This is a genomic window from Atlantibacter sp. MEI4A-1023, assembly GCF_056155425.1.
In genome coordinates this window covers 4,249,399-4,274,464 of the sequence record NZ_CM149568.1, presented here as the reverse complement: position 1 = coordinate 4,274,464, position 25,066 = coordinate 4,249,399, and the positions used below count along the sequence as shown (strand labels likewise).

The window sequence follows — 25,066 nt, the reverse complement described above, 5'->3', positions numbered from 1 at the left end:
TGGGAAGAGTTAGTCATTGCGCACCGCCTTGTGCCGCGAATCGTCAACGCCGGTAGCCAGCGTCATGATATTTTCCTGAGTGATGTCGAGCCCGTTCAGTTCCCCGGCAATGCTGCCTTCGCGCATCACATACACCCGGTCGCTCATACCGACAACTTCCGGCAATTCGCTGGAAATCATCAGGATCGCCACGCCCTGGCGCGCCATCTGGTTCATGATGCGGTAAATCTCGCTTTTTGCGCCGACATCCACGCCGCGCGTAGGTTCATCCAGAATCAGAATGCGCGGGCCAATGGCGACCCAGCGGGAAATCAACAGCTTCTGCTGGTTGCCGCCAGACAATCCGCCTGCCCGTACCTGGGCATGAGGCACGCGGATATTGAGCGTGGCGATGGCGTCATCGGAAATCGACTGGGCTTTTTTGCGGTTCAGCAGCCCGTAACTGGCGTCGCGTTCCAGCGTCGCCATGGTGATGTTTTCCTGCGCCGCCATTTCCAGAAACAGCCCTTGCTCTTTGCGGTTTTCGGTTAAAAAGCCGATGCCGCGATCGATAGCATCGCGCGGGGAGTGGATCACCGCCGGTTTGCCGTCGATTTCGATACTGCCGCCGGTGGCTTTGCGCACCCCGAAAATCAGCTGCGCCAGCTCAGAACGGCCCGCGCCGACCAGGCCTGCCAGGGCGACCACTTCACCGGCACGCACCTCCAGGCTGACCGGCTGGATTTTCTCGCCGTCGGTCAGGTGATGTACCGCCAGCCGGACCTCGCCGCGCGGGATATCGCGCTCTTTATTAAACAGATCGCTCAGCGGGCGGCCCACCATCATGCGTACCAGTTCCTGGGCGTTCAGCTGGTCGCGCTCAAGGCTGCCCACGTACTGGCCATCGCGCAGCACGCTGACGCGGTCGGACAGCTCGTACACCTCCGCCATGCGGTGGCTGATGTAGATAATCGCCATGCCTTCATTACGCAGCCGCATAATCAGCTCGAACAGGCGATGGGTTTCGCGGGAAGAAAGCGCGGCGGTGGGCTCATCCATCACCAGAATGCGGCTGTTGCGATGCAGCGCGCGGGCGATTTCCACCTGCTGCTGTTCGGCAATGGTCAGTCGCATCACCCGATCGGTGGCGCGAAACTGCGCGCCAAGCCGGTCGATGACTTTCTGCGCCTGCGCCACCATCTCTTTGCGGTTCACCAGCCCGGCGCTGGAAATCTCACTGCCAAGGAAAATATTTTCGGCGACGGTTAAATTGGGCGCGAGCTGCATCTCCTGATAAATCAGCGTGATGCCCGCCTGTAACGCATCTTTCGGGCTTTTGATGCTGTAAGGTTGCCCGTCGATCAGGATCTCGCCACTGGTCGCGGTATACGCCCCGGCGAGGATTTTCATCAGGGTGCTTTTCCCGGCGCCGTTTTCGCCCATCAGCGCGTGGATCTCGCCGGGATAGACCGTCAGGCTGACGCCTTTAAGCGCGTAAAATTTGCCAAACGCTTTGGCGATATCGCGCATCTCCAGCACAGGCGTTGCGTTCATGGCGCACTCCATTCGGGGTCAGGTGTTATCACTTGACCACTGCCAGATAAATGCATGATGTCAAAAGCCATTCATATTTGTCATATACCCTTCATACTTCGCGTTGCAGATGCGTTGGCTACGTTCGCTCACCCCAGTCACTTACTGGTGTAAGCTCCTGGGAATTAATGAGAGACATCCTGTCTCTCACCGAAGGCCAGCCGTTGGCTGGTCAAATTCGTTCCAGACGAATTTGTCACTCTCTTGCCGCCTTTCTGCACCACGAATTATTTTGGGTAAAATGTTGAATAGTTAACATTGATCACATTCCCGCAACGCAACCGTGCCGGGGAACACCGCGAGGCGCTACTGTTCTGTTTTCGCCAGTGGAGTGGGTTATGACACAGCCAGCCAGCCGATTTCTGACCAGCGCACGCGGGCGGTTACTGTTTTTTAATCTGCTGGTGGTGGCGGTCACGTTGATGGTGAGCATGGTGGCGATAGTCGGCTTTCGGCACGCCAGCGTGTTGCAGGAGCAGGTTCAGAAGCAGACGCTCAGCGATATGACCGGCAGCATGGCGCTGGCGCGCGATACCGCCAACGTCGCCACGGCGGCGGTGCGGTTAAGCCAGGTGGTCGGCGCGCTGGAGTATCAAAGTGAAGCGGAGCGATTAAAGCAGACGCAGCTTGAGCTACAGCGCTCATTGCATTTGCTGTCAATGGCGCCGCTGGCGGCCCTGGAGCCGGAACTGGTCAGCAATATCATTTCCCGCAGCATCCAGTTGCAGCAAAGCGTGACCCAGATGCTGGAGCGCGGCCATCGCCGCCATCTTGAACGCAACGCGCTACTGAGCGCCCTGTATCAAAACCAAAGCTATCTCCATCATATTCAGACGCTTAATCAGCGAGCCGGGGAAACGTTGCCCCCGCCTGCGCTGCTTATCGAAATGGATCGCCTGATCGACGCGGCAATCCAGACGCCGTCGCCGCGCCCGACGGTGGAACAAATCGACGCGGTGGTACAACAGCTGCCCGGCCAGCTCAGCGATCCGCTGGTTAACGGTATCTACCAGGACTTTACCCAACAACTGGGCCAGCTTGATCCGCTCTCCGCCTCGCTGGCAGAGAGCGATCTCGCTATTAGCTGGTCGATGTACCACATCAAAGCGCTGGTGGCGTTTCTGAATACGGATATCAATCATTATGTAAAACGTGTGGTGCAGGAGTCGGCGCTGCGTACCGCCGCCAGCCATAAAGAACTGCGCTCGATGATCCTGTTTATCGCGGTGTTTGCCGCGTTGGCGCTGATTATCACCGGGTTTGCCGGGTGGTATATCTACCGCAATCTCGGCTCGAACCTGACGGCGATTTCCACGGCGATGGCGCGGCTGGCGCGCGGTGAGCGGGATGTCACCGTCCCGGCGCAGCAGCGGCGCGATGAACTTGGCGAACTCGCCCGCGCGTTTAACGTATTTGCCCGCAATACCGCGTCGCTGGAGCACACCTCGCGGCTGCTGAAAGAAAAAAGCACCCAACTGGAAACCACTTTTCACGCTATGCGCGACGGCTTTGCGCTGTTCGACAGCCACGGCGAGCTGGTGGTATGGAACCCGCAATATCCTTTGCTGCTGGGCCTGGAGGCGGAAGGCGTGCAGCGCGGCCAGCACTATCTCCAGTTGTTGCGCCACGTCGCGCCGCAGGATGCCCACATTCAGGAGAACCTTGCGCTGCCGCTGCCCCATCCGCAGGAGTTACGGTTGGCTGACAACCGCACCATTGAGCTGCGCTTTAGCCCGGTGCCGGGTCGCGGTATGGTCAACGTGGTGCTGGATCGCACCGAGCGTAAAGGGCTGGAAGAGGCGCTGGTGCACGGACAGAAAATGAATGCCGTCGGCCAGTTGACCGGCGGGCTGGCCCATGATTTCAATAACCTGTTGGCGGTGATAATCGGTAGCCTGGAATTAACCGCGCCCGATACGCCGGACGCGCCGCGCATTGCCCGCGCGCTAAAAGCCGCCGAACGCGGCGCACAGCTCACCCAGCGCCTGCTGGCGTTCTCGCGTAAACAATCCCTGAACCCGCGCGCCGTGCAGCTCAAGGCACTGCTGGAAAACCTGGTCGAACTGATGCGCCATTCCCTGCCCGCAACCCTGACCCTGGAGCTGGAAGCGCAGCAACCGGCCTGGCCTGCGTGGATTGACGTCAACCAACTGGAAAACGCCATTATCAACCTGGTGATGAACGCCCGTGATGCGATGGAAGGGCGCAGCGGCATCCTCAAAATTCGTACCTGGAACCAGCGCGTGACCCGTGGCGACGGGCGGCGGCACGATATGGTGACGCTGGAAGTGATCGACGGTGGCTGCGGGATGTCGGAAGAGTTGAAGGCCCACGTATTCGAGCCGTTCTTCACCACCAAACAGACCGGCGAAGGCAGCGGTCTTGGCCTGTCGATGGTGTATGGCTTTGTGCGCCAGTCTGGCGGGCGTGTACAAATCGATACCGCCCCCGGCCAGGGCACCACGGTGCGCCTGCAACTGCCGCGCGCGCCGCAGGCGGCCAGTGAACTGGCTCTGCCGGTCGATATTCCTGATGTGTCTTCACAAGATGAGCTGGTGTTGTTGCTGGAAGATGAAGCCGATGTGCGCCAGACGCTGTGCGAACAACTGCACCAACTGGGCTATATCACGCTGGAAGCGCAGACCGTTGAGGAGGCCATCAGCCTGCTGGATAACGTCGGGGAGATCGGCATCCTGATTAGCGATCTGATGCTGCCCGGGGGCGTAAGCGGCGCGGAAGTGTTGAACTACGCGGCGATTAATCATCCGCATATCGCCCGGCTGCTGATCAGCGGCCAGGACTTACGCACCGCGCAAGACCCGGTGGCGCAGCCGGATGTGGAGTTGTTGCGTAAACCCTTTACTCAGGTACAGCTGGCACAGGCGCTGCGGCGGGCGCAAATCTGAGTTTACTCAGGCTTGCTTTACGCAGGGATAAAGCCCAATTAGCCTACTTGCATAATTTTGCATTTAGGTTAATCCTTATGGAAAAGAGAACGCCGCATACCCGATTACACATTGTCAAAACACTGGTTCGGGCTGGCCTGGCGGCCGTGACAAATACAGCCTTGACTGGCGCAGCGCAAATGGGATTTGGTTCTAAGCAGGAAATTTTCAATGTCATTCTGGCGCTGGAACCCGCTGACTTTTATAAAAGCATGACCGCTTATCATGACTCTACGTGCTGGCATGAAGTGTATCGACCCCTCTACAAGGGCCAACGGATTTATATGAAATTCATTGTGACTGACGGCGTACTGATCGTGTCATTTAAGGAGTTATGAATATGAAATGTCCTGTTTGCGGTGGCGCAGAACTGATACATGAATCTCGCGATATGCAATATGAATACAAAGGCCGGAAAACGGTTTTTCATGCCGTTAAAGGGCAATTTTGCGATCGGTGCGGGGAAGTGATTTTTGGGGATGGCGAAGGCGATGAATATTTTGCGGGCATGGTGGAATTTAACAGACGGGTAAATGCTGAAGAGGTCGATCCGGCCTTTATCGCTAAGGTGCGTAAGCGCCTTAAACTAGACCAGCGGCAGGCTGCAGAAATTTTTGGCGGCGGCGCTAACGCCTTTAGCCGTTATGAAACTGGGCGCGTAGCGCCTCCGCGCCCACTTGTTTTGTTATTTAAGGCCCTGGATAAGCATCCCGAACTCCTGGAGGAGCTGAAGCGAGCTTAAAAGCCACTTCGAATTCATTACACAGGCACAACCCCTGACGCTTTGAGAATTCTCTTCTTCTCTACCCTCCGCAGCCTTTGCAAAGTAACACTCTGTCTTTTCGAGGGCTGCCTGATGAAATCTTTGCCGCTTTTCCTGACGCTCGGCGCGTTAGTGATGACTGCTCAACCAGCGCGCGCCGATGTGATTGACGATACCGTGACGTCTATTACCCGCGCGATTGATGACGCGTATTCCCAGAATGATGACCGACGTGACGATCGTGACTGGCAACGTTCCGACGATCAGCGCCGCCAGTACAGCGACCGGCGCAGGCAGCTTGAGGACCGGCACCGTCAGTTAGATGAGCGCCAGCGTCAACTGGACCGCGAGCGCCAGCAACTGGAAGAGGAAGAACGGCGGCTGGAGGATGAATACGACCGCTAAGCGAGGGTAATTTCCTGCCCGTCAAAACCCGCCTCAACCCCCTCCGGCAGCGGGTTTTTCATCATCCATTCGTCAAACTGGTGGCTGATATGGGTCAGCACTACGCGCGGGCTTTTTATCACCTCATTCAGTGCAATCACCGTGTTTAAATCGCAGTGATTAGCCGGCGTCTGGTTGCGCGGCGCGTGGCTACAGTCAATCACCATCACGTCCGGCGGCCCCGCCTGCAAAAACTTCAGCGTTTTCTCTGGCAGCCCGGCGGTGTCGCACAGCCAGGCCACCCGGCTGTGAGCGGTTTCCAGCAGATAGCCGAACGTCAGCTTTGAGTGATTAAGCGGCAGCGGCGTCACCTGCAAACCCTGGAGGCTAAACACCACGAACGGCTCAACGGTATGGCTGAAATCAAGGATGCCGGGATGTTTAAACAGATCGTCGCAACCCTGTTCATCCGGCGGGCCGTACACCGCTATTTTCTCGCCCACGCCCCAGCGCAGCGGGAAAAGCCCCTGCACATGGTCCATATGGTAGTGGGTGAGCAGAATCTGGCGGAAACGCCCGGCGGGCCAGCGGTCCATCAGGTCGGGCAGCCCCGCATCCAGCAGCGTAACCGCGTCGTTGCAGTTAATCACCGCGCTACAGGGGCGGCGGCGAAAAGCCTCATCTTTGCGCGCCCGTTCGCAGGCTTTGCAGATACAGCCAAACGCCGGGACCAGTTGCGCGCCACCGGTGCCGGTGAGGGTCAGCGTTAAGGTCATTGCAGCTCCTTAAAGCGTTTTGGTGAACCGAACGTGGCTCGGCTCATAGCCTTCGCGACGATAAAACCGATGAGCGTCGATGCGTTTCACGTTGGTGGAAAGCTCGGTCATCTCTGCGCCGTGCTGCTGCGCCACCGTCTGCGCCCAGCGTAACAAGCCTTTGCCCACGCCCGCGCTACGCGCGTCAGGCATGACCACCAGTTCCTGGATCTCGCCGATCCAGTTGGCGTGATGGAGATGAAATTGCAGATGCAGACTGATCAGCCCGACCGGTTTGCCGTCGAGCCAGGCCAGCGCCAGATGATAGTTGGCGTCGCGCAGGTTGGCGGCAAGGCCAGTGTCGAACGCGTCGCGGTCAAACGTGGCCTGTTTCAGTTCGCAAACCAGCGCGTAGATGGCGTCGCTGTGGGTGATATCGGCGCGCTGAATGTCATAAAGCATGATGCGGCTCCCGTGGCTGTTGGTGCTCATCGACCAGCGTTAATAATGTCTCGACTGACTGTAGCAGACTCCCGTCATTATTCAGTATCCGGCAGCCGGGTGGCAGGCTGGCGAACTGCGCCGCACGCGCCAGCCGGGCGGCGATTTGCCCGGCTGATTCCCGGCCCCGCGCCAGTAAACGCGCCCGCAATACGTCGGCGGACACCTGCAAACACACCGCCAGCAACTGCTCCCCGTAGCGCGTCTGCGCCTGTTTCAGATGCGCACGCGAACCGTTCACCACCACATTAAACCCCGCCTCCAGCCACAGATCGATCTCCTGGCCGATTCCATAACGCTGTCCGTTGGCCTGCCAGCTCAGGGCGAACAGCCCCTGAGCCTCGCGCTGTAAAAACTCGCTTTCGCTCAGCGCGATATGGTTTTCGTTTCCGGCGTTAAACGGGCGGGTGATGTAGCGATGCGCCACCAGCAGCGTCGGGCGCTCCCGCTCGCGCAGGGCGCTTAACAGGCTGTCTTTCCCGGACCCGGACGCCCCCATTAACCAGATCATGCGCCCCATCAGAACACCTGCTTTCCCTGACGCCAGACATTGCCGATATGCACGTGCTCCCCGTGCCAGTGCGCCAGCACCAGATCGGCGCGCTTGCCTTCGCCAATCACCCCGCGATCGTCGAGGTTGAGCGCCCGCGCCGGGTTGCGCGTCACCAGATGAATCGCCTGGGACAGGGTAAAGGCGTTGCCCTCGTCGAGCGCCACGCGAAACGCCGCGTCCAGCAGGCTCGCCGGGTAATAATCGGAAGAGAGAATATCCAGCAGCCCGGCCTGGGCCAGCGAGTGGGCCGCGACGTTGCCGGAATGCGAGCCGCCGCGCACGATATTCGGCGCGCCCATCAGCACGCTCATGCCGTGTTGGCGCGACGCCTGCGCCGCGTCCCAGGTGGTAGGGAATTCGGCAATCACGCTGCCCAGTTGGTGGGATTCCTGTACGTGCTCCGCCGTGGCGTCGTCATGGCTTGCCAGCGCGATATTCTGCGCCCGGCAGTGGGCGGCGATGGCTTCCCGGTTCGGCTGTGACCAGCGCTCGGCCAGCGCCAGTTGCTCCTCTTCGTAGCGCGCCATGTCGTGGTCATTGAGCTGGTATTTGCCCTGATAATACTCGCGATACTTTTCCCGGTTGGCGAACTGGCGCTGGCCCGGCGAATGATCCATCAGCGACACCAGGGTCACCGGTTCGCGATGCATCAGTTGTTCAAACAGTGGCAGCGTGGTGTGATGCGGCAGCTCGCAGCGCAGATGCAGGCGATGCTCGGCGCGGTTCACCCCGCGCCGCTGGCTGTGCTCCACCGCGTTAATCATCTTTTCCAGGTTCTCCAGCCGATCGCCGCCGTCGCGCACGTCGCCCAGCGCTACCGCGTCCAGCACCGTGGTGATGCCGCTGGCTACCATTAGCGCATCGTGGCTGCTCATGGCGGAGTGGGCGGGCCAGTCCACTTTCGGGCGCGGAGTGAAGAACTTATCCAGATTGTCGGTATGCAGTTCAATCAGCCCAGGCAGCAGCCAGCCGCCTTCGCCGTCCAGCGCGCCCGGCAGGCGGCTGCGGCTGTCGGCGTAGCGGGTAATTACCCCGTCGTGGATATCAATAGAGCCGTCTACCACCTCGTTTTCGAGGACCAGCTTTACGTTATTAATAATCATCTGTTTTCCCCATCGGGTGTAAACGGTCAGCCACGCGCTGGCGAATGGCGTCATCATGGAAAATGCCGACAATAGCCGCGCCGCGCGCTTTGGCCTCTTCAATCAGCGCCACCACGGCGGCGCTGTTGTTGGCGTCCAGCGAGGCGGTAGGCTCGTCGAGCAGCAGAATCGGGTAATCGACGATAAACCCCCGGGCGATATTGACGCGCTGCTGTTCGCCGCCGGAAAAGGTCGAGGGCGCGAGATGCCACAGGCGCTCCGGGACGTTGAGGCGAGTCAGCAGGCTGGCGGCTTTGGCGCGGCACACCTCGCGGTCAACGCCCAAATCCAGCAGCGGTTGCATCACCACCATTAACGCCGAAACGCGAGGGATAACCCGCAAAAACTGGCTTACCCAGCCGATGGTTTTGCGGCGTACCGCCATCACGTCCCGGGCCGGAGCGGCGACGATATCCAGCCACTGCTCGTCATGTTTCACCCAGATATGCCCGTTATCCGGCAGGTAATTGGCGTACAGCGAGCGCAGCAGGGTGGATTTACCGCTGCCGGAGTGGCCGTGCAGCACCACGCACTCCCCTGCGTTAACGTCCAGCGAGGCGCTTGACAGCACCGGCAGGCGAATGCCGTTTTGATGATGAAGAACAAACGTTTTACTGACATTTTCAACCCGTAATGAAACCGTCATGGCGCGCCTCTAGTTTTGCAGAACCGATGAAACCAACAATTGGGTATAAGGATGATGCGGATCGTCGAGCACCCGGTCGGTTAGCCCACTTTCCACCACCTGACCCTGCTTCATCACCAGTAGTCGGTTGGCCAGCAGCCGCGCCACGCCCAAATCGTGGGTGACAATCACCACCGCCAGGTTCAGTTCCACCACCAGGCCGCGCAGCAGGTCGAGCAAACGCGCCTGCACTGAAACGTCCAGCCCGCCCGTCGGCTCATCCATAAACACCAGCCGGGGGTGCGTCACCAGATTGCGGGCGATTTGCAGGCGCTGCTGCATCCCGCCGGAAAACGTGGTAGGTAAATCGTCGATGCGCGAAGTAGGGATTTCGACTTCCTCCAGCCAGCGCGCGGCGGTGGCACGGATCTCGCCATAGTGACGCGCGCCTGTGGCCATCAGGCGTTCGCCGATATTGCCGCCAGCGGAGACCTGGCGGCGCAGGCCATCCATCGGATGCTGATGCACCACGCCCCATTCGGTGCGCAACAGGCGGCGGCGTTCGGCTTCGCTCATGCCGTACAGTGAACGATGCTGGTACATCACGTCGCCCGCCTGCGGGGCCAGCCGCGCGGAAATCGACTTCAGCAGGGTGGTTTTACCGGAGCCGGATTCCCCGACAATCCCCAGCACTTCACCGGGCCATAAATCAAAGGAAACGTCGCTAAAGCCTTTGCCCGGCGCGTACAGGTGGGTCAGGTGATTAACCGAAAGCAGAGGTTGAGTCATGAGTTATTGGCCTCGTAAACCGTGCGGCAGAAATCGGTATCGGAACAGACAAACATGCGGTTGCCCGCGTCATCCAGCACCACTTCGTCAAGATAGCTGTCATGGGAACCGCAGATGGCGCAGGGCTCGTCCCACTGCTGGACGCTGAACGGGTGGTCGTCGAAGTCGAGGCTTTCAACGCGGGTATACGGCGGCACCGCGTAGATGCGCTTTTCGCGCCCGGCCCCGAACAGTTGCAGCGCGGGCATTCTGTCCATTTTAGGGTTATCAAATTTCGGGATCGGCGACGGGTCCATGACGTAGCGGTCATTGACCTTCACCGGGTAGGCATAGGTGGTGGCGATATGGCCGAAGCGAGCAATATCTTCATACAGCTTCACTTGCATCACGCCGTATTCTTCCAGCGCGTGCATGGTGCGGGTTTCGGTTTCGCGCGGCTCGATAAAGCGCAGCGGCTCCGGGATCGGCACCTGGTAAATCAGGATCTGATCCTCCACCAGCGGCATCTCCGGGATGCGGTGGCGGGTCTGGATCAGGGTGGCGTTTTCGGTGGATTCGGTGGTGGCAGCGTGGGTGACGCGCTTAAAGAAATTGCGGATCGACACGGCGTTGGTGGTGTCGTCTGCGCCCTGGTCGATCACTTTCAGCACGTCAGATTCACCGATGATGCTGGCGGTGATCTGGATGCCGCCTGTTCCCCAGCCGTAAGGCATCGGCATTTCGCGGCCGCCAAACGGCACCTGGTAACCGGGGATCGCTACCGCTTTTAAAATCGCGCGGCGGATCATGCGTTTGGTTTGCTCGTCCAGATAGGCGAAGTTATAACCGGCAAGATGAGTCACGGCGGGTCTCCTGTTCGCGTTGCAGGCGCTTGAGCAGTTCCAGTTCGGCCTGGAAATCGACGTAGTGGGGCAGTTTCAGGTGCGAGACAAACCCGGCGGCCTCGACGTTATCGGCATGGGCCAGTACGAACTCTTCATCCTGGGCCGGGGAGGAGATGTTCTCGCCGTAGTTCGGGGCCTGTAGCGCCCGGTCCACCAGCGCCATCGCCATGGCTTTGCGCTCGCTCTGGCCGAATACCAGCCCGTAACCGCGCGTAAAGTGCGGGGCTTCTTCTGGCGGATCGATAAAGCCGTTAACCATTTCGCATTCAGTCATCAGCAGTTCGCCGACGTTGACCGCAAAACCCAGCTCTTCGGGGATCAGTTCCACACCAACGTAGCCGCTGCGAATTTCGCCGGCGAACGGGTGGTTGCGCCCGTAGCCGCGCTGGGTGGAGTAGGCCAGCGCCAGCAAATAGCCCTCGTCGCCGCGCACCAGTTGCTGTAACCGCGAGGCGCGGGAGCACGGGTAAACCGGCGGCTGGCGGGTGATGTCATCCGGCTGCTCGCCGCTGTCCTGCTCGGGTTTCGCCAGCTTTTGGGCTTCCAGCAGGCTAAACACGTGAGGCGCGTGCGGCTGGTCGCTTTCGGCCCGCGTCAGAGTGGGGGCTTCGCCGTCCGCCAGCAGAGCGAAATCCAGCAGGCGATGGGTGTAATCGTACGTCGGGCCGAGCAGTTGGCCGCCGGGCACGTCTTTGTACACCGCTGAAATGCGTCGTTCCATGCGCATAGCGGCGGTATCAATCGGCTCGCTGACCGCCAGGCGCGGCAGCGTGGTGCGATACGCGCGCAGCAGAAAAATGGCTTCCACGTTGTCGCCGCTGGCCTGCTTGAGCGCCAGCGCTGCCAGTTCGCGATCCGCGATGCCGCCTTCGGTCATCACCCGATCCACCGCCAGATTAAGCTGGGCATCGATTTGCGCCACGCTGAGTTCCGGGATCGCACCGTCGCCCCGGCGTTTGTGGTCCTGTAGGGCGTGCGCGGCGTCGATCGCTTTTTCGCCCCCTTTCACCGCAACGTACATCAGCACACCTCCACATGGGTGGTGCGCGGGATCGCCAGCAGACGATCGCCGCAGGTCAGGATCAGATCGATACCCAGAGGGAACGGATGCGGGCGCTCGGTCAGTTCGTGGATCACGCATTCCGGCAACTGCGGCGCGACCATGCGCTCCTCATGAATGCCCGCGCCCGTGAGGCGCAGCATCCGCCCGCCGCTCAGGCTGGCGACCTGCATAATCAACGTGGCGCTTGTTTCCGGCGCTACCGCGCTGCCCTGCGACAGCAGATTCAACTGCATGGAAGTCAGCGTTTCATCGGCCACCGCGAACAGCGCGCTGGCGAGATCGTCGGTGAGCGGCGCGTTGGTATGAAAGCGCAGGTTCTGACGGACAAAATCGTTGCCCATTGCGGCGCTCAGCCACACCGGCGTGTCGGTATCCGCCAGTGTGAGCAGCACGCTGGTGGTGGCTTGGCCGAATGGCGGCCAGCCGTGGGCCAGTTGATGTAGGGAAACAATCACGCCCGGCTCGCTCATGGCCTTGAGCAGGCGGCGAAAGCTGTGTTGGGCGTCGTGAACCGGGGTAGCGAAAGCGGTTGTTAAGGTCATGCGTTATCTCCACGCACCAGGGTGAAAAAGTCGACCCGGCTGGCATTCACCTGTTCGGCACGCGTTTGCAGACGCGCGGCGCGGTGGGCTTCCAGCGGGGCAATAAGGGTTTCCAGCAGCGACGGATAGTGCTCCGGGTCCTGCATCAGGGCGTCGATCACCGCGCAGCGTTCGGCGTGAGGCTTGTTGCGTCCCAGTATCCAGCTGTAGCCGCACAGGCCGTTATTCAGGCGGATAACGGCGCGGGTCAGGGTGGCGTCGCCGGTATAAAAGCGTGAACCGGTGCCGCCCATGCGGCCCTGGATTTGCACCAGTCCGGTTTCTGCCGGACGCAGGGTCTGGTACTCCGGCGCGATGCGCAGCGTTTCAACATAGCGCTGTAATTCGTCCGGCAGGCTGTGGGCCAGCACGGCCATCCAGCGCTGGCGTTGGGCGAGGGTGTAATGTGCCGCGTCCATTAGTGCTCCATGGTGAATTCAATCATGTCGGCGCGGGTCAGGCTGACGGAGTATTCCGCCGGTTTCGCCACGTCGTTACGATGGTTAAGGGTGCGCACGCACAGCAGCGGCGCCATGTTGGGGATCTCCAGCAATTTGCTCTCTTTGGCCTGGGCGCGGCGTGCGCTGATGCGCGTCTGGGTGCGCAGCAGGCGAATATCGAGTTGCTGGTCGAGATAATCGTGCAGTGAGCCCTGGCTAAAGCCCTGCAATGCAGGCCACCAGGCGAGCTCGGAAAAGTAGTGGTCGATCAGACACAGGGCGATGCCGTTGACCCGGCGCAGGGTGCGCAGATGGATCACGTTCTGTCCTTCGATGACGTCCAGCGCCTGGGCGACCTGATTTGACGCCGGGCGCAGCACCGCTAACAGACGTTCGCTGGTGGGATGGCTGCCCTGTTCCAGCAAATTCTGGCTAAAGCGCGCCTGGGCGTTAAGCGGATAATCGAACGGGCGCATCAGTACCAGCACGCCGACGCCCTGACGGCGCTGCACCCAGCCGCGCTCCACTAACTGGTCAATGGCGCGGCGCAGGGTGTGGCGGTTAACCGAAAAGCGGTCCGCCAGCTGCTGTTCCGCCGGGAGATAGTCCCCGCAGCGGTAATGATTTTTCAGTTCCTCTTCAAGCTTTGCGGCAATTTCCTGATATCGGGTGGGGTAACTGGTCGGATGTCTGGATAAGTGCATAGCAATCAAAGCCTCGCAAATCAGATGAAGTGCTTACGCAAGCGCTGCGACAGGAAGTCGAGCAGGCTGACGGTAATGATGATGACAATCATCAGGGCGCAGGTTTGCTGGAACTGGAACCCGCGAATCGCTTCCCACAGCGTGACGCCAATCCCGCCTGCGCCGACCATGCCTACCACCGTGGCGGAACGGACATTGGATTCGAAACGGTACAGGGAATAGGAGATTAAGAGCGGCATCACCTGCGGCAGAACGCCGTAAAGAATTTCTTCGATTTTGTTGGCGCCGGTAGCGCGCACGCCTTCCACCGGACCCGGCTCGATGGCTTCCACGGCTTCAGACAGCAGTTTGGACAGCACGCCGGTGGTGTGGATAAACAGCGCCAGCACGCCTGCGAACGGCCCTAATCCCACCGCCACCACGAACAGCATGGCGAACACCATTTCATTGATGGCGCGACAGGCGTCCATCAGGCGGCGCATCGGTTGGTAAATCCACCAGGGAACCAGGTTATCGGCGCACAGCAGGCCAAACGGAACAGACAGAACCACCGCCAACGCGGTGCCCCAGACGGCGATTTGCAGGGTGATCAGCATTTCGCCCAAATAGTGTTGCCACTGGCTGAAGTCCGGCGGGAAAAAGTCGGCGCTGAAGGTCGCCATATTGCCCGCGTCGCGGATCAAATTGAGCGGCGCCATCTCCGCGCCCTGCCATGAGGCGATCAGCACCGCCAGCAGCACGGCCCAGCTCAGCAGGGTGAACCAGCTTCGCTTCGGGGTCGCAACAGTAATGGTTTGCATAAGGAACTCCGTAACGCGTCCTCACGGGCGAACCCGTGAGGTCAGAGGATTACTGTGATGCGGTGGTGACGTTGGTCATCGCGCCAAGCGCGGCGTTCAAACGGTCCAGATCGTCCAGCTTCGCCTGAAGTTCTGCCGTTTTGGCGGCGCGATCCTGCTCGCTCAGGGTTTTGTTGGCTTTGACGCTCTGCATCTCTTTAAACAGCGCCAGTTGGCGAATCGGCACCAGTTGCAGGTCGCTGGAGGGGCGGAACGGCGCCCAGGAAAGGCCCTTCAGCACCTGCTGCTCTTCAGCGGTTTTGCCGTATGTCGTGAAGAAGTCGTAGATTTTGTCTTTGGTGGCATCGGAAAGGTTTTTACGCCAGACGATCGGATCGCTCGGGATCAGTGGCGATTTCCAGATCACTTTCAGCTGGTTAAATTTTTCCGGCGCGGTGACCTTCAGACGATCGAGGTTTTCGGTGTTGTTGGTCGCCACATCAAGCTGCTTGTTGGCCACGGCCAGCGCGTTGGTTTCATGGTTGGCGTTCAGGGTGCGTTTGAAATCCGTGGCGGCGATATTGTTCTTCGAGAATACATAATAGCCCGGCACCAGGAAGCCTGACGTGGAGTTAGGATCGCCGTTGCCGAAGGTCAGATCCTTGCGCTTCGCCAGCAGTTCGTTAACGTCTTTGATCGGGTTGTCTTTGTTGACGATCAGCACGCTCCAGTAACCCGGCGATCCGTCTGCCGCCACGGTCTGGGCAAACACCTGGCCGTTAGCGCGATCCACCGCTTCCATGGCGGAGAGGTTGCCGTACCAGGCCACGTCGACTTTGTTAAAGCGCATGCCCTGGATAATGCCCGCGTAGTCCGGCGCGAAGAAGGCGTTGACCTTCATGCCCAGTTTTTTCTCCATATCCTTGAGAAACGGGTCCCACTGCGGTTTGAGGTTTTGCTGTGATTCGGTCGAAATGATGCCAAAGTTAATCGCCTTTTCCTGCTCTTGCGCCAGCGCCGGACTTAACAGGGCGCTCACGCTGAACATACTGGTAAAGGCCAGAGCGGCAACCGCTTTGTAATTCATGAAATGTCCTCGGATAAGTTAGGCGGCCTGCGCGTTCTGGTCGACGCGATTCAGGCTGCGGTAGAGATGGTCGGAACGTTCACTGTCGAAGGCGCTGCTGGCGCCATCGTAAAAAACATTGCCCTGGCGCAGCGCCACAATGCGTTCGCAGTAGCGCAGGGCGTAATCCACCTGATGCAGCGTCACCACGATGGTGATGCCATCCTGGCGGTTAATGTCGCGCAGGGTTTCCATCACGATGCGCGCCGATTCCGGGTCGAGAGAGGCAATCGGTTCATCCGCCAGAATCACTTTGGCTTGTTGCATCAACGCGCGGGCAATCGCCACGCGCTGCTGCTGGCCGCCGGACAGCGTCGAAACCCGCTGGTACGCCAGATGCGCCATACCGACGCGGGACAGCGCCTGAAGCGCGCGCTGCTTCTGCTCGCGGCTGAACCAGCTAAAACAGGTGCGCCAGAACGGTGTTGCGCCAAGTGCGCCGATCAGCACGTTCTCCATCACGGTCAGGCGGTTAACCAGGTTGAATTGCTGGAAGATGTAGCCGGTCTGGGCGCGGGTCCGGCGGATGTCGCGGGCCAGGCGGCCTGCGCGCTGCACAGTACAGCCCAGCATTTCGACGTGGATGTCGGGGGATTTGTCGCTGGTAATCAGCCCGCTGAGATGGCGCAGCAGGGTAGATTTCCCGGAGCCTGACGGCCCCAGCAGCGCAACCATTTCGCCATTATTGACCTCCAGACTTACACCCTTCAGCGCCTGATGGTTATGGAAAGTTCGGGTCAAATTTTCGACGCGGATAATCGTTTGCATTACACGGTCTCCATGAAAAGTGGCCTCATGTTGACCGGGTAATGTGACGATTCTGTTAACGGGAAATGGCAATCGGATGAAGATTAGCCGTTATGCAAGCCGATTTATTAGAGAATGCATTCAGCTACCAACTTTTGTCGTAGTGCAGGGCGCAGCGAGATTTTCTTAGCTTATGGGGTGCGGATTGTGCGCTTTTTCCGGGTAAGGCTGCGAGAGACTTTATGCGGGCGATTAACCTCACGTGACACGACGCGAAATTAACCTCTGGCAGCGGGAATCAACGATGAGCAAAGACATTGTTTTTTGTGCGGATGGGGTCTGGGGCGGGCCAGACCTTGACGTTCAACACAGCCCGGTTCGGGCTGGCAATGTTTACCAGCTGTTCGTGGCGCTGCGGGGGGAGGTGGATCAACACAGCCTGCTGCTCGCCAATGAACAGGAGAAAACCTGGCGGGATCCCGACGGGGAAGTCTTACAGGTCGCAAAGTATATTCATGGGGTGGGCGACCCGAATAATCCGTTTGCGAACAGTCTGGATGGGGCATTTGGTGCCCGGCTTATCGTTCCCGTTGTCAGGGGTTATACCTTTATTAGCCGTCACTACCAGCCCGGCGATCGGATATGGCTGATCGGATTTAGCCGCGGCGCGTACACGGTGCGGGCGCTGGCCGATATGATCCTCAGCCGTGGTTTGCTGGACAGTGCGCGCCTGGGGCTGAATGAGCATAACAAGCTTGATGCCTGGCGACGGGCGGCGGCAATCTGGACGCAGTATCGCGCCCACGCCGCGCATATGGATGGCGAGCTGCTCGGGCAGGTGGTGAGCGATCTGCCCGGTTATTTCTGCGAGCCGCCTAAGCCCGACGAGCTGATTACCCACGTCCCGATTGAAGCCGTCGCCGCGTTTGAAACCGTGGGTAAAAAAGGCATTCCCGCCTATTACCAGGATAAACGCACCGACGTGTTCCGCTTCGGATCGTCGGTGCTGGGTCCCCAGGTAAAGTACGGTCTACAGGCGATGGCGATAGATGAAGAACGTGTCGATCTGGAGCCGGTGCTGTGGGATTTCCGCGATCGGATTTTGCAGGTGCTGTTTGCCGGCATCCATGAGGACATCGGCGGCGGCTACGATGACGAGAGCGAAGAAAGCGCGCTGGCCAACACCACGCTACGCTGGATGCGGGACGTCCTCAGCGACCTGGGTTTACCGCTGGAGGTGCGCCCGATTATCAGCAACGGTTTAGGACCGCTGCACTGCAACTGGTTCCCGCCGACGCCGTGGCGGCACATCGCGCCACGGCGGTTTCCTGCCCCCGTTCACTCTTCACTGATGATTCACCAGTCGGTAATTGACCGTATCTATGGCGGTAGTGCGCTGCCGTTCCAGTCTCCGGTGGATGGGATATGGAAGCTAAGTGATTACCAACCGGCGTCATTGCGAAAACATATGACCGCCGGCGGCATTCCGAAGAACTGGTCTATCGCCTATTAGCGTCTGTTAACGAGAAACGGCGATTATTCACCCGTCCGGCCCACGTTAAGGTCTGCCACCTGTCGGCGGAATACTTGTTTTAGCATATCGGGATGGCTGATTAATTTATCGGTACTCAAGCCGCTGACACGCATAAAACTGTCGTGAGTATAAGTAATATAACGCTGCAAATCGGTGTCGGGCACTAATGTATCATTATCAGCCAGAATATATTCTTTATTGGTGGTGTGAGGAGAATGACGCATAAATTCACCCTTAATAAACGGATAGGGTTAGTCAACACGGAGTTATTCATTATCGGTGGGTGGAGTATTGTTTTGAGATATAAAAGACGTTTTTATAATTTTCAAAAAAAACTATTTTATAATAATAAGAATATTTTTTATTATTAAGTGACTGATAAATATATCAATAAAAACAGATCTGTGATGGTTATCAATGGGATGGAATATAGCTTTAACGCAGCGTGGAATTATCAGGATATCGGGCAGCGAATAACGGGTTAAACTCGCCACGAATAAGCGTCAGGATAGTGATGAATTGCCAGAGGAAAAACGCTGCGCTGTATGACAGCGCAGCGTAGAAATCAGTTCTTTTTGACGAATTCTGATTTTAGCTTCATCGGGCCAAAACCATCGATTTTACAATCAATGTTATGGTCGCCTTCTACCAGACGAATGCCTTTCACTTTGGTGCCGATCTTCAGCATTGAAGAGCTGCCTTTCACCTTGAGATCTTTGATAACGGTGACGCTGTCGCCGTCGGCCAGCAGGTTGCCGTTGGCATCTTTAACGATCAGCGTATCTGCTTCCGGCGCTTCTTCAGCGGCGTTCCATTCGTGCGCGCACTCCGGGCAAATGAACATGCCGTTATCTTCATAGGTATATTCGGATTGGCACTGAGGGCAGTGGGGAAGTTGCATGGGGTTTCCTCTAAAAACGGTGGCGTGCTGTAAGCCGCAATAATGTGAAAAACGGGTATTCACCCGCAAAAACCGAGGATTATAACCTAAATCCCTGAGCTTATCAGGGATTATTCCGCGCGCTGGCGCAACAACGCGCTACATCGGCTGCGACGCTTCACGAAGGTTGTCAATAACCTAAATTTTAGCGCAAATATGCGAAACATATATCGTGATTTGTCTTGTGTCGGTGTTATTCTGGCCTCTTAAGTGATATTTATTATTCTATGGTTATCGACAATCAGCAGGGCTACCCATCGGCCACAATGAGCGCACGCTTAATCACTTCATCGAATGGCTTATTTTTCCATTCAGGATGGCTTTTGCCTATAGCAGAGAAAAAAGAAAAATCCAGCACTGGTCGTGATTATTAGCGATTTTAATAACGTCACCAGATGGATAAACTGGTTATTTTCAGCAAACAAAACGGCGTTTTAACTATTCAGGATTTATTTCCTTCAGGTAATTATAAAAGGCATAACCCGATAATAAAAAGATAAAGCAAATAAAACTAAAGAAAATTTGCATTAAGGAAACATTTTATGCATACACAGACAATTTTTGAATTAAGCCAGGAAGCGGAGCGGTTAATCCATCTCGCCATGCATAACCTGGATATGCTGAAAAAAATCCCTTTGGCGGTGCAGGAAAATCCATCTGGTTTAGATGGCGCGCGGATCGCGACTATTCATCCGTTACACTTCAGCCATAAGGGCGTGGAGGTTCAACAGGAAACCTTGCGTAACGAACTGCGTAAGGTAACGCATCAGGAAATGGTGCTGGCGATTGTCGGCACCATGAAAGCGGGGAAATCCACCACCATTAATGCCATCGTCGGCACAGAAGTGTTGCCGAACCGCAACCGTCCCATGACGGCACTACCGACGCTGATCCGCCATACGCCTGGCCAGGTCGACCCAATACTGTATTTTCCCCATGTCGGGCCTATTGAAACGTTAATGGCTGAACTGCAAAAAAAATTGCATGCCCGGCGTCGGGAAAACCTCGCTTCGCAACTTGAAATCGACAAGGACATGGACAGCCTGCTGTTGCGTATCGCCAGCGGCACGCGGTTCGAGAAACAGTACTTAGGTGCGCAGCCGATCTTCCATTGCCTGAAAAGCCTCAACGATCTGGTGCGCCTATCAAAAGTGCTGGATGTGGCGTTTCCCTTCAGTGCGTATACCGCGATCGAACATATTCCGTTTATTCAGGTGGAGTTCGTCCACCTGGCGGGGATGGACCAGGGGTTAGGGCAGTTGACCCTGCTGGATACGCCCGGGCCCAACGAGGCCGGGCAGCCTCATCTGCAAAAAATGCTTCAGGAACAACTGGCGAGCGCCTCGGCGGTGCTGGCGGTGATGGATTACACCCAGCTCAAGTCCGTTTCCGATGAAGAAGTGCGCCAGGCCTTATCAACGGTGGGCAAATCGGTGCCGCTTTACGCGCTGGTCAACAAATTCGATCAGAAAGACCGTAACAGCGATGATGAAGAGCAGGTACGGGCGCTGATTTCGGGCACGCTGATGAAAGGCCATATCGAGCCGGACCATATTTTCCCGGTGTCGTCGATGTGGGCGTATTTAGCCAATCGCGCGCGCCATGAGCTGATGCATAAAGGCCAGTTGCCGTCCCATACCGAGCAGTTGTGGGTGCAGGATTTCGCGGAAGCGGCGCTGGGCCGACGCTGGCGTACTGAATCGTTAACCGATATCACCGCGCTGCGCCATGCCGCCGAGCTTTTATGGGAAGACTCCCTGTTCGAGCAGCCGATCAAAACGGTGCTGCATGCGGCCCATGCCAACGCCTCGCTTTACGCGTTGCGCTCCGCATCGCATAAGTTGCTGAACTACGCCCAGAGCGCGCAAACCTATATGACTTTTCGCCGCCAGGGGCTGGATATCGCCAGCGACCAGTTGCAGCAGAGCATCGTACGGCTGCGCCAGAATATCGAAGAGTTGCAGTCCTCCCGTAACGGGGTACGCGACGAGGTTCAGCACGAAGTGGCCCAGGCATTGCAGGGCGGAGCGGCGTGCATTGCGGATTATCAGCGCCGCATGATTGAAAGCCTGAGCAGCTATTTCCGCAGCGGGCAAATTCCTGAGGTTTCCCTGAGTGGTATTGGCCGCCACGACCCGCATCGCCGCCGCGATTTTGAGCCGGGTTGCCAGCAGATGATGCTGGAGTCTGAAAGCGAAGCGCGCACGCTGCTGCATAAAATCCGCGCCTCGTGCGATGTGATTATGCTGGGCTTTCAGGAAGGATTGATCCGCGACCTGGCGACCTTATTCAGCCAACTGGAAATCACCCTGACGCGCACCCTGCGCGATGCGTTGCATCCCATCGAAACCCGCGTCTCTGACGGCCTGATCCAGGCGGGATTTAAAGCGCATATTACGCTACCCGCATTCAGCGCCAATCAACTTAACTTTAACGCGCACTCGCTGTTTAACGACGCGATCGATCAGCAAACGCTGCCGCTTAACCGCGCCCGCGGCAGAGGCGGGATGAAAGGGACGGTGGTGCGCTGGCTGAACAGCTCGGAGTGGGGCTGGGAAGGCTATACCGCCAGCGCCCGGCGTTTCGTGATAGATATCCCTGGCCTTGAGCAGAAGCTGTATCAGCATATCGAACAGTTCAGCAGCCAGGTGCGACAGGCGATGGACACGCAAATTGATGTCTCTGTCAGCGCGGGTCTCGCCAGCTTCTTCGCCGAGTTCTCCGGCGCGCTGTCCTCAATCGAAGCCAGCCTGCAGCAAAGCCTGGTCGCTCGCCAGCAAAATGAAGATGCGCTTCTGGCGCTGCGTAAACAGCTGCAACAGTGCAATTCCACCGCCGGGTTTATTTATGAGGATGCCCGGTTACTGCGTGATGATATCCAAACCCTTTTTGCTGCGGAGTATGGCGTATGAGTCAGACCGCTTTACTTGATGGACCAGGACGGCTTTTACAAAGCGTCACGGATAAGTGGATGGTCGATACCACCCTGGCCGTTCAACAGCGGCGCGTCCCGCCTGCGGTTCCGCACCAGCAGGCGATAGGCGAGCGGTTGCAGAAGGAGTTGCTGGCGCAATCCAACCTGCCGAACTGGTGGACCACCGCCGCCATGACCGAGGGCGCGCAGTGGCTGCCGGGGTTGCTGGACGGCGTGAGCCAGTACCGCCAGCCGGGGCATATGGCGTTAAGCCTGATTGCCCAGGCGCTGCTGGCGGAAATCCCGGGCCGGGAGCCCGCCCTGGTGACGCAACTGGAACAGTTAGGCAGTTATTACCAGCAGTGCGCCACGCGGCTTGAAGATGAACTGGCCTCGCGCGGGCTGGAAAATGAAGGCCGCGAGCATATCGATGCGGTATTCGACCGCTGGCGTTCCGGCCATTACGGTGAGTTTTCTCCGGCAGGGCGGTGTTATGTGGTGTTGGAGGAGCTACGCTGGGGCCGTTGCGGCGCGGCTATTCGGCTGAGCACGCCAAAAGCGCGTGACGCGCTGCTGGAAGAGATCCGTCGGCAGGCGACGGCGTTGCTGGCCAAAAGCGTCGACGCCTCAGCGCAGACGCGTCACTTTTATCAGCAGTGGCTCAATTCTCCGCCGACGCCGAGCCTGCTGGATTATAAAGATACCCTGAGTTGGCTGGGTAACTGGAGCGACAGCGAACGCCAGCCGGTGTGCTGGTCAGTCACCCAGAGCTGGAAAAGCGTGGCGCTGGGTATGCCGCGTTTGTGCTCTGCGTCGCGTCTGGCCGGGGCGATGGTGGATGAAGTGCTGGTGGATTCGCTGGCAGCCTGATTTTCTCTGATCCTTATAAAGCAAAACGCCGCACTCGGGAGTGCGGCGTTTTTTTTTGCGGTTTAGCGATTAGTGGTGCTGAACCTGCTGCTCCGGCTGCTTCGCCTCAGCGGGTTTGTACCCGCCGACGTGTTTGGCGTACAGCGCGGTGATAATCGGCACCAGGATGGCGGTAACGATAACGCTCGCGGCGACCAGCGCGGTGGCGGAAGCGGCGACCGGTTCAAACGCCGGGTTAATCTGCGCGATGATAACCGGGTTCGCAACCGCTGCGCCTGCTGCGGAAGACGCTGCCACACCTGCAGTACCATTACCGCCGCCAATCACGCGGTCTGCGATAATCAGCGGGATACCGGTGATAACGATAACCGCAACACCCAGAACGACGCCCAGCAGACCCGTATCCAGAATCACACCCAAGTTGATGGTGTTACCCAGCGCGAAGCCGAAGAACGGGATCAGAACCGGGGTCGCCTTGCTGAAGAACGCGCGGAAATCGTGGTCCAGGTTACCCAGGGTAAAGCCAATCAGGAACGGCAGCACAGCACCGATAAAGTGGTGCGGCTCGAATGAAGCCAGACCTGCGGAACCCAGGATTACCATGGTCATCAGCGGGCCGGATTCCAGAGACATCAGGACGAATGCGCCAGATTCTTCTTTAGTACCGTACTGGTTCATCAGGCTGGCATACAGGCCACCGTTGGTCATATCCATCGCAGACACGATTGCCAGCACCGAAATACCTGCAAAGAAGCCGGTCTGAATCCCGCCTTCCGGGATAAACGACGCGGCAATCATGGCGACCAGCCAGGCTACGCCGATTTTGGTAATAACCAGCGTACCGGACTTACGTAAAACGGTGCCGGTTGCGCGTAGATCGATTGAGGCCCCGATACAGAAAAACCATACCGCAAGAATCGGTACTGTTCCGCTAATCATACCTTTGGTAAAGGAACCGAAATACGCGCCGGTATCCGGTGCAAAGGTATTGAGTACGGCACCGAGCAGCAGCGGAATAAGCATCATCCCGCCCGGGATTCGTTCCATAGTCGCTTTAATTTTCATGTACAAGCCTCTTAACTTAGATTTTCTGGTATCAGCAGACAGGTTTTGCAAGCTGCTAATAAAAAAGATTTTTTGTGCGTTGCGAGTCGTATTGTCTTCTCTGGGTGGTGCGCCTTTACGGGTCACCTTGCCGCCTGGCTTAAGTAAAAATCTGAATCTCGCTAATCAGTGGTGATACTATTGATCCATTGGAATATTGATTCAATAGAAATGAAACGTTGTTTTAGTTATCTTCGTCACAATATTGATTTTTGGTTTTGTTAAGATCGGTAACAGCGAAAATTAATGTAAAGAGTTTGTACTTTTTATTGTTGAATATGCTGAATTAATAATAACGGGCGTTATTCTTAGCCCCCGTAACGTCACTGAGGAGACATAATGGACGTACGCCAAAGTATTCATAGCGATCACGCTAAGACCCTGGACACCGCCGGGTTACGTAAAGAGTTTTTGATTGAAAAAGTTTTCGTGGCTGATGAGTACACCATGACGTACAGCCATATTGACCGCATTATTGTCGGCGGCGTGATGCCGGTTAACCGCACGGTGAGCGTAGGCGGCGAAGTGGGTAAACAGCTGGGTGTGACCTATTTCCTGGAGCGTCGTGAGCTGGGTGTGATCAACATTGGCGGGCCTGGCCTGATCCGCGTTGACGGCACCTGCTACGAAATGAACCATCGTGATGGCCTGTATGTGGGTAAAGGCGCGCAGGAAGTGGTGTTCGAAAGCGTCGACCCGGCGAACCCGGCTCGCTATTACTACAACTGTGCACCGGCGCACCTGACTTATCCGACCAAACGCGTTACGCCTGCTGATGTTGCGCCGGTAACCCTGGGCGAAGACGTGACCAGCAACCGCCGCACCATCAACAAATACTTCGTGCCGGATGTGTTGGAAACCTGCCAGTTGAGCATGGGCCTGACCGAACTGGCACCGGGCAACCTGTGGAATACTATGCCGTGTCACACCCATGAACGCCGTATGGAAGTTTATTTCTACTTCAACATGGACGAGAACAGTTGCGTATTCCATATGATGGGCCAGCCGCAAGAAACCCGTCACATTGTGATGCAGAATGAGCAGGCGGTGATTTCCCCGAGCTGGTCAATTCATTCTGGCGTAGGCACCAAAGCGTACACCTTCATTTGGGGTATGGTGGGTGAGAACCAGGTATTCGACGACATGGACCACGTTGCGGTGAAAGATTTGCGTTAAGTTCTTTTCTTTTCGATAGTTAATACAAACGCACCGTAATTCATTTCTGGGCGTCGGTTGAGCCATCACCCGACGCTTTTTTCATTTCCAAATCACCGCCTATCATTTATCGCAGTTGTTTTAATTCTGCCAACTGATATAAGCAGCGCTCACGATTATTCTCTTCTAAGTAATT

26 protein-coding genes are annotated in these 25,066 nt (G+C 57.5%); 8 read left to right on the top strand and 18 right to left on the bottom strand.

The genetic code is table 11. The features are described 5' to 3' along the window. Positions 1-9: 9 nt before the first annotated feature. Positions 10-1,533 (bottom strand): sugar ABC transporter ATP-binding protein, encoded by a 1,524-nt coding sequence (locus ACVV26_RS20315; RefSeq protein WP_474799058.1) that lies wholly within the window; start codon positions 1,531-1,533, stop codon positions 10-12. A 377-nt stretch (positions 1,534-1,910) separates the two neighbouring features. Between ACVV26_RS20315 and ACVV26_RS20310 the strand changes: the two genes are divergently transcribed. The 4 genes from ACVV26_RS20310 (at position 1,911) to yjdP (ending at position 5,685) form a co-directional block, all read left to right on the top strand. Continuing rightward, complete coding sequence (locus ACVV26_RS20310) at positions 1,911-4,478, top strand: ATP-binding protein (RefSeq protein ID WP_474799057.1); 2,568 nt, start codon at positions 1,911-1,913, stop codon at positions 4,476-4,478. A gap of 77 nt (positions 4,479-4,555) precedes the next feature. Then, positions 4,556-4,855: a type II toxin-antitoxin system MqsR family toxin gene (locus tag ACVV26_RS20305; protein ID WP_474799056.1), complete on the top strand. Its 300-nt coding sequence runs from the start codon at positions 4,556-4,558 to the stop codon at positions 4,853-4,855. Between the two features lie 2 nt (positions 4,856-4,857). Beyond that, the gene (locus ACVV26_RS20300; protein ID WP_151603189.1) at positions 4,858-5,259 is read left to right on the top strand and encodes a type II toxin-antitoxin system MqsA family antitoxin; all 402 of its coding nucleotides are present in this window, start codon (positions 4,858-4,860) and stop codon (positions 5,257-5,259) included. Positions 5,260-5,373: 114 nt separating this feature from the next. Beyond that, complete coding sequence (gene yjdP, locus ACVV26_RS20295; protein WP_474799055.1) at positions 5,374-5,685, top strand: DDRRRQL repeat protein YjdP; 312 nt, start codon at positions 5,374-5,376, stop codon at positions 5,683-5,685. Here the strand turns inward: yjdP and phnP are convergent. Genes phnP through phnC form a run of 14 tightly spaced genes read right to left on the bottom strand, consistent with a single transcriptional unit; the run spans position 5,682 to position 16,374 of the window. Continuing rightward, positions 5,682-6,440: a phosphonate metabolism protein PhnP gene (gene phnP, locus ACVV26_RS20290; RefSeq protein ID WP_474799054.1), complete on the bottom strand. Its 759-nt coding sequence runs from the start codon at positions 6,438-6,440 to the stop codon at positions 5,682-5,684. The genes yjdP and phnP overlap by 4 nt on opposite strands. Positions 6,441-6,449: 9 nt before the next feature. Continuing rightward, entirely contained in the window at positions 6,450-6,881 is a 432-nt protein-coding gene (gene phnO / locus ACVV26_RS20285; RefSeq protein ID WP_474799052.1) for an aminoalkylphosphonate N-acetyltransferase, read from the bottom strand. After that, positions 6,871-7,440 carry a ribose 1,5-bisphosphokinase gene (phnN, locus tag ACVV26_RS20280; protein ID WP_474799050.1) on the bottom strand — a complete coding sequence of 190 codons (570 nt, stop codon included), beginning with the start codon at positions 7,438-7,440 and terminating at the stop codon, positions 6,871-6,873. The genes phnO and phnN overlap by 11 nt, the downstream gene beginning before the upstream one ends. Further along, on the bottom strand, positions 7,440-8,576 hold the full coding sequence (gene phnM, locus ACVV26_RS20275; protein ID WP_474799049.1) for an alpha-D-ribose 1-methylphosphonate 5-triphosphate diphosphatase: 1,137 nt from the start codon (positions 8,574-8,576) through the stop codon (positions 7,440-7,442). The genes phnN and phnM overlap by 1 nt, the downstream gene beginning before the upstream one ends. Then, positions 8,566-9,261: a phosphonate C-P lyase system protein PhnL gene (gene phnL / locus ACVV26_RS20270; protein WP_474799048.1), complete on the bottom strand. Its 696-nt coding sequence runs from the start codon at positions 9,259-9,261 to the stop codon at positions 8,566-8,568. Before phnL ends, phnM begins: the two co-directional genes overlap by 11 nt. Before the next feature lie 9 nt (positions 9,262-9,270). Beyond that, the gene (gene phnK, locus ACVV26_RS20265) at positions 9,271-10,029 is read right to left on the bottom strand and encodes a phosphonate C-P lyase system protein PhnK (protein WP_474799047.1); all 759 of its coding nucleotides are present in this window, start codon (positions 10,027-10,029) and stop codon (positions 9,271-9,273) included. Next, positions 10,026-10,871 carry an alpha-D-ribose 1-methylphosphonate 5-phosphate C-P-lyase PhnJ gene (locus ACVV26_RS20260; protein WP_474799046.1) on the bottom strand — a complete coding sequence of 282 codons (846 nt, stop codon included), beginning with the start codon at positions 10,869-10,871 and terminating at the stop codon, positions 10,026-10,028. Before ACVV26_RS20260 ends, phnK begins: the two co-directional genes overlap by 4 nt. Further along, complete coding sequence (locus ACVV26_RS20255) at positions 10,849-11,934, bottom strand: carbon-phosphorus lyase complex subunit (protein ID WP_474799044.1); 1,086 nt, start codon at positions 11,932-11,934, stop codon at positions 10,849-10,851. The genes ACVV26_RS20260 and ACVV26_RS20255 overlap by 23 nt, the downstream gene beginning before the upstream one ends. Next, positions 11,934-12,518 (bottom strand): phosphonate C-P lyase system protein PhnH, encoded by a 585-nt coding sequence (phnH, locus tag ACVV26_RS20250; protein ID WP_474799043.1) that lies wholly within the window; start codon positions 12,516-12,518, stop codon positions 11,934-11,936. Before phnH ends, ACVV26_RS20255 begins: the two co-directional genes overlap by 1 nt. Then, the gene (gene phnG, locus ACVV26_RS20245) at positions 12,515-12,976 is read right to left on the bottom strand and encodes a phosphonate C-P lyase system protein PhnG (RefSeq protein ID WP_474799042.1); all 462 of its coding nucleotides are present in this window, start codon (positions 12,974-12,976) and stop codon (positions 12,515-12,517) included. Before phnG ends, phnH begins: the two co-directional genes overlap by 4 nt. Next, on the bottom strand, positions 12,976-13,701 hold the full coding sequence (gene phnF / locus ACVV26_RS20240; protein ID WP_474799041.1) for a phosphonate metabolism transcriptional regulator PhnF: 726 nt from the start codon (positions 13,699-13,701) through the stop codon (positions 12,976-12,978). Before phnF ends, phnG begins: the two co-directional genes overlap by 1 nt. Before the next feature lie 20 nt (positions 13,702-13,721). Then, positions 13,722-14,501, bottom strand: a complete 780-nt coding sequence (gene phnE / locus ACVV26_RS20235; protein ID WP_474799040.1) for a phosphonate ABC transporter, permease protein PhnE — start codon at positions 14,499-14,501, stop codon at positions 13,722-13,724. 49 nt (positions 14,502-14,550) lie between these two features. Next, on the bottom strand, positions 14,551-15,567 hold the full coding sequence (phnD, locus tag ACVV26_RS20230; RefSeq protein WP_474799039.1) for a phosphonate ABC transporter substrate-binding protein: 1,017 nt from the start codon (positions 15,565-15,567) through the stop codon (positions 14,551-14,553). Between the two features lie 18 nt (positions 15,568-15,585). Further along, positions 15,586-16,374 (bottom strand): phosphonate ABC transporter ATP-binding protein, encoded by a 789-nt coding sequence (gene phnC / locus ACVV26_RS20225; RefSeq protein ID WP_474799038.1) that lies wholly within the window; start codon positions 16,372-16,374, stop codon positions 15,586-15,588. A 283-nt stretch (positions 16,375-16,657) separates the two neighbouring features. Between phnC and ACVV26_RS20220 the strand changes: the two genes are divergently transcribed. Beyond that, positions 16,658-17,866, top strand: a complete 1,209-nt coding sequence (locus ACVV26_RS20220) for a phospholipase effector Tle1 domain-containing protein (RefSeq protein ID WP_474799037.1) — start codon at positions 16,658-16,660, stop codon at positions 17,864-17,866. A 23-nt stretch (positions 17,867-17,889) separates the two neighbouring features. On the opposite strand, the gene ACVV26_RS20215 is transcribed toward ACVV26_RS20220, so the two are convergent. Together ACVV26_RS20215 and ACVV26_RS20210 are read right to left on the bottom strand one after the other, a co-directional pair. Further along, positions 17,890-18,111, bottom strand: coding sequence for a hypothetical protein (locus tag ACVV26_RS20215; RefSeq protein WP_474799035.1), 222 nt, complete (start codon positions 18,109-18,111; stop codon positions 17,890-17,892). A gap of 341 nt (positions 18,112-18,452) precedes the next feature. Beyond that, entirely contained in the window at positions 18,453-18,788 is a 336-nt protein-coding gene (locus tag ACVV26_RS20210) for a zinc ribbon domain-containing protein YjdM (RefSeq protein WP_161661068.1), read from the bottom strand. A 581-nt stretch (positions 18,789-19,369) separates the two neighbouring features. Between ACVV26_RS20210 and crfC the strand changes: the two genes are divergently transcribed. Next, positions 19,370-21,739 carry a clamp-binding protein CrfC gene (gene crfC / locus ACVV26_RS20205; protein ID WP_474799034.1) on the top strand — a complete coding sequence of 790 codons (2,370 nt, stop codon included), beginning with the start codon at positions 19,370-19,372 and terminating at the stop codon, positions 21,737-21,739. Then, positions 21,736-22,611 (top strand): diguanylate cyclase regulator RdcB family protein, encoded by an 876-nt coding sequence (locus ACVV26_RS20200; RefSeq protein ID WP_474799033.1) that lies wholly within the window; start codon positions 21,736-21,738, stop codon positions 22,609-22,611. The genes crfC and ACVV26_RS20200 overlap by 4 nt, the downstream gene beginning before the upstream one ends. A gap of 69 nt (positions 22,612-22,680) precedes the next feature. On the opposite strand, the gene kdgT is transcribed toward ACVV26_RS20200, so the two are convergent. Further along, complete coding sequence (kdgT, locus tag ACVV26_RS20195; RefSeq protein WP_144131132.1) at positions 22,681-23,676, bottom strand: 2-keto-3-deoxygluconate transporter; 996 nt, start codon at positions 23,674-23,676, stop codon at positions 22,681-22,683. Between the two features lie 378 nt (positions 23,677-24,054). Between kdgT and kduI the strand changes: the two genes are divergently transcribed. Next, positions 24,055-24,891, top strand: coding sequence for a 5-dehydro-4-deoxy-D-glucuronate isomerase (gene kduI / locus ACVV26_RS20190; protein ID WP_312982242.1), 837 nt, complete (start codon positions 24,055-24,057; stop codon positions 24,889-24,891). The last annotated feature ends 175 nt before the right edge of the window (positions 24,892-25,066 follow it).

Bases quoted from the DNA above. Each gene is read 5' to 3' on its own strand.
- phnF (WP_474799041.1), bottom strand. From the start codon at position 13,701: ATGCACTTATCCAGACATCCGACCAGTTACCCCACCCGATATCAGGAA.
- phnM (WP_474799049.1), bottom strand. From the start codon at position 8,576: ATGATTATTAATAACGTAAAGCTGGTCCTCGAAAACGAGGTGGTAGAC.
- phnK (WP_474799047.1), bottom strand. From the start codon at position 10,029: ATGACTCAACCTCTGCTTTCGGTTAATCACCTGACCCACCTGTACGCG.
- phnE (WP_474799040.1), bottom strand. From the start codon at position 14,501: ATGCAAACCATTACTGTTGCGACCCCGAAGCGAAGCTGGTTCACCCTG.
- ACVV26_RS20255 (WP_474799044.1), bottom strand. From the start codon at position 11,934: ATGTACGTTGCGGTGAAAGGGGGCGAAAAAGCGATCGACGCCGCGCAC.
- ACVV26_RS20300 (WP_151603189.1), top strand. From the start codon at position 4,858: ATGAAATGTCCTGTTTGCGGTGGCGCAGAACTGATACATGAATCTCGC.
- kdgT (WP_144131132.1), bottom strand. From the start codon at position 23,676: ATGAAAATTAAAGCGACTATGGAACGAATCCCGGGCGGGATGATGCTT.
- kduI (WP_312982242.1), top strand. From the start codon at position 24,055: ATGGACGTACGCCAAAGTATTCATAGCGATCACGCTAAGACCCTGGAC.
- phnN (WP_474799050.1), bottom strand. From the start codon at position 7,440: ATGGGGCGCATGATCTGGTTAATGGGGGCGTCCGGGTCCGGGAAAGAC.
- phnP (WP_474799054.1), bottom strand. From the start codon at position 6,440: ATGACCTTAACGCTGACCCTCACCGGCACCGGTGGCGCGCAACTGGTC.
- crfC (WP_474799034.1), top strand. From the start codon at position 19,370: ATGCATACACAGACAATTTTTGAATTAAGCCAGGAAGCGGAGCGGTTA.
- ACVV26_RS20315 (WP_474799058.1), bottom strand. From the start codon at position 1,533: ATGAACGCAACGCCTGTGCTGGAGATGCGCGATATCGCCAAAGCGTTT.
- ACVV26_RS20215 (WP_474799035.1), bottom strand. From the start codon at position 18,111: ATGCGTCATTCTCCTCACACCACCAATAAAGAATATATTCTGGCTGAT.
- ACVV26_RS20210 (WP_161661068.1), bottom strand. From the start codon at position 18,788: ATGCAACTTCCCCACTGCCCTCAGTGCCAATCCGAATATACCTATGAA.
- phnL (WP_474799048.1), bottom strand. From the start codon at position 9,261: ATGACGGTTTCATTACGGGTTGAAAATGTCAGTAAAACGTTTGTTCTT.
- phnG (WP_474799042.1), bottom strand. From the start codon at position 12,976: ATGGACGCGGCACATTACACCCTCGCCCAACGCCAGCGCTGGATGGCC.
- yjdP (WP_474799055.1), top strand. From the start codon at position 5,374: ATGAAATCTTTGCCGCTTTTCCTGACGCTCGGCGCGTTAGTGATGACT.
- ACVV26_RS20310 (WP_474799057.1), top strand. From the start codon at position 1,911: ATGACACAGCCAGCCAGCCGATTTCTGACCAGCGCACGCGGGCGGTTA.
- phnH (WP_474799043.1), bottom strand. From the start codon at position 12,518: ATGACCTTAACAACCGCTTTCGCTACCCCGGTTCACGACGCCCAACAC.
- ACVV26_RS20200 (WP_474799033.1), top strand. From the start codon at position 21,736: ATGAGTCAGACCGCTTTACTTGATGGACCAGGACGGCTTTTACAAAGC.
- phnO (WP_474799052.1), bottom strand. From the start codon at position 6,881: ATGCTTTATGACATTCAGCGCGCCGATATCACCCACAGCGACGCCATC.
- phnD (WP_474799039.1), bottom strand. From the start codon at position 15,567: ATGAATTACAAAGCGGTTGCCGCTCTGGCCTTTACCAGTATGTTCAGC.
- ACVV26_RS20220 (WP_474799037.1), top strand. From the start codon at position 16,658: ATGAGCAAAGACATTGTTTTTTGTGCGGATGGGGTCTGGGGCGGGCCA.
- ACVV26_RS20305 (WP_474799056.1), top strand. From the start codon at position 4,556: ATGGAAAAGAGAACGCCGCATACCCGATTACACATTGTCAAAACACTG.
- phnC (WP_474799038.1), bottom strand. From the start codon at position 16,374: ATGCAAACGATTATCCGCGTCGAAAATTTGACCCGAACTTTCCATAAC.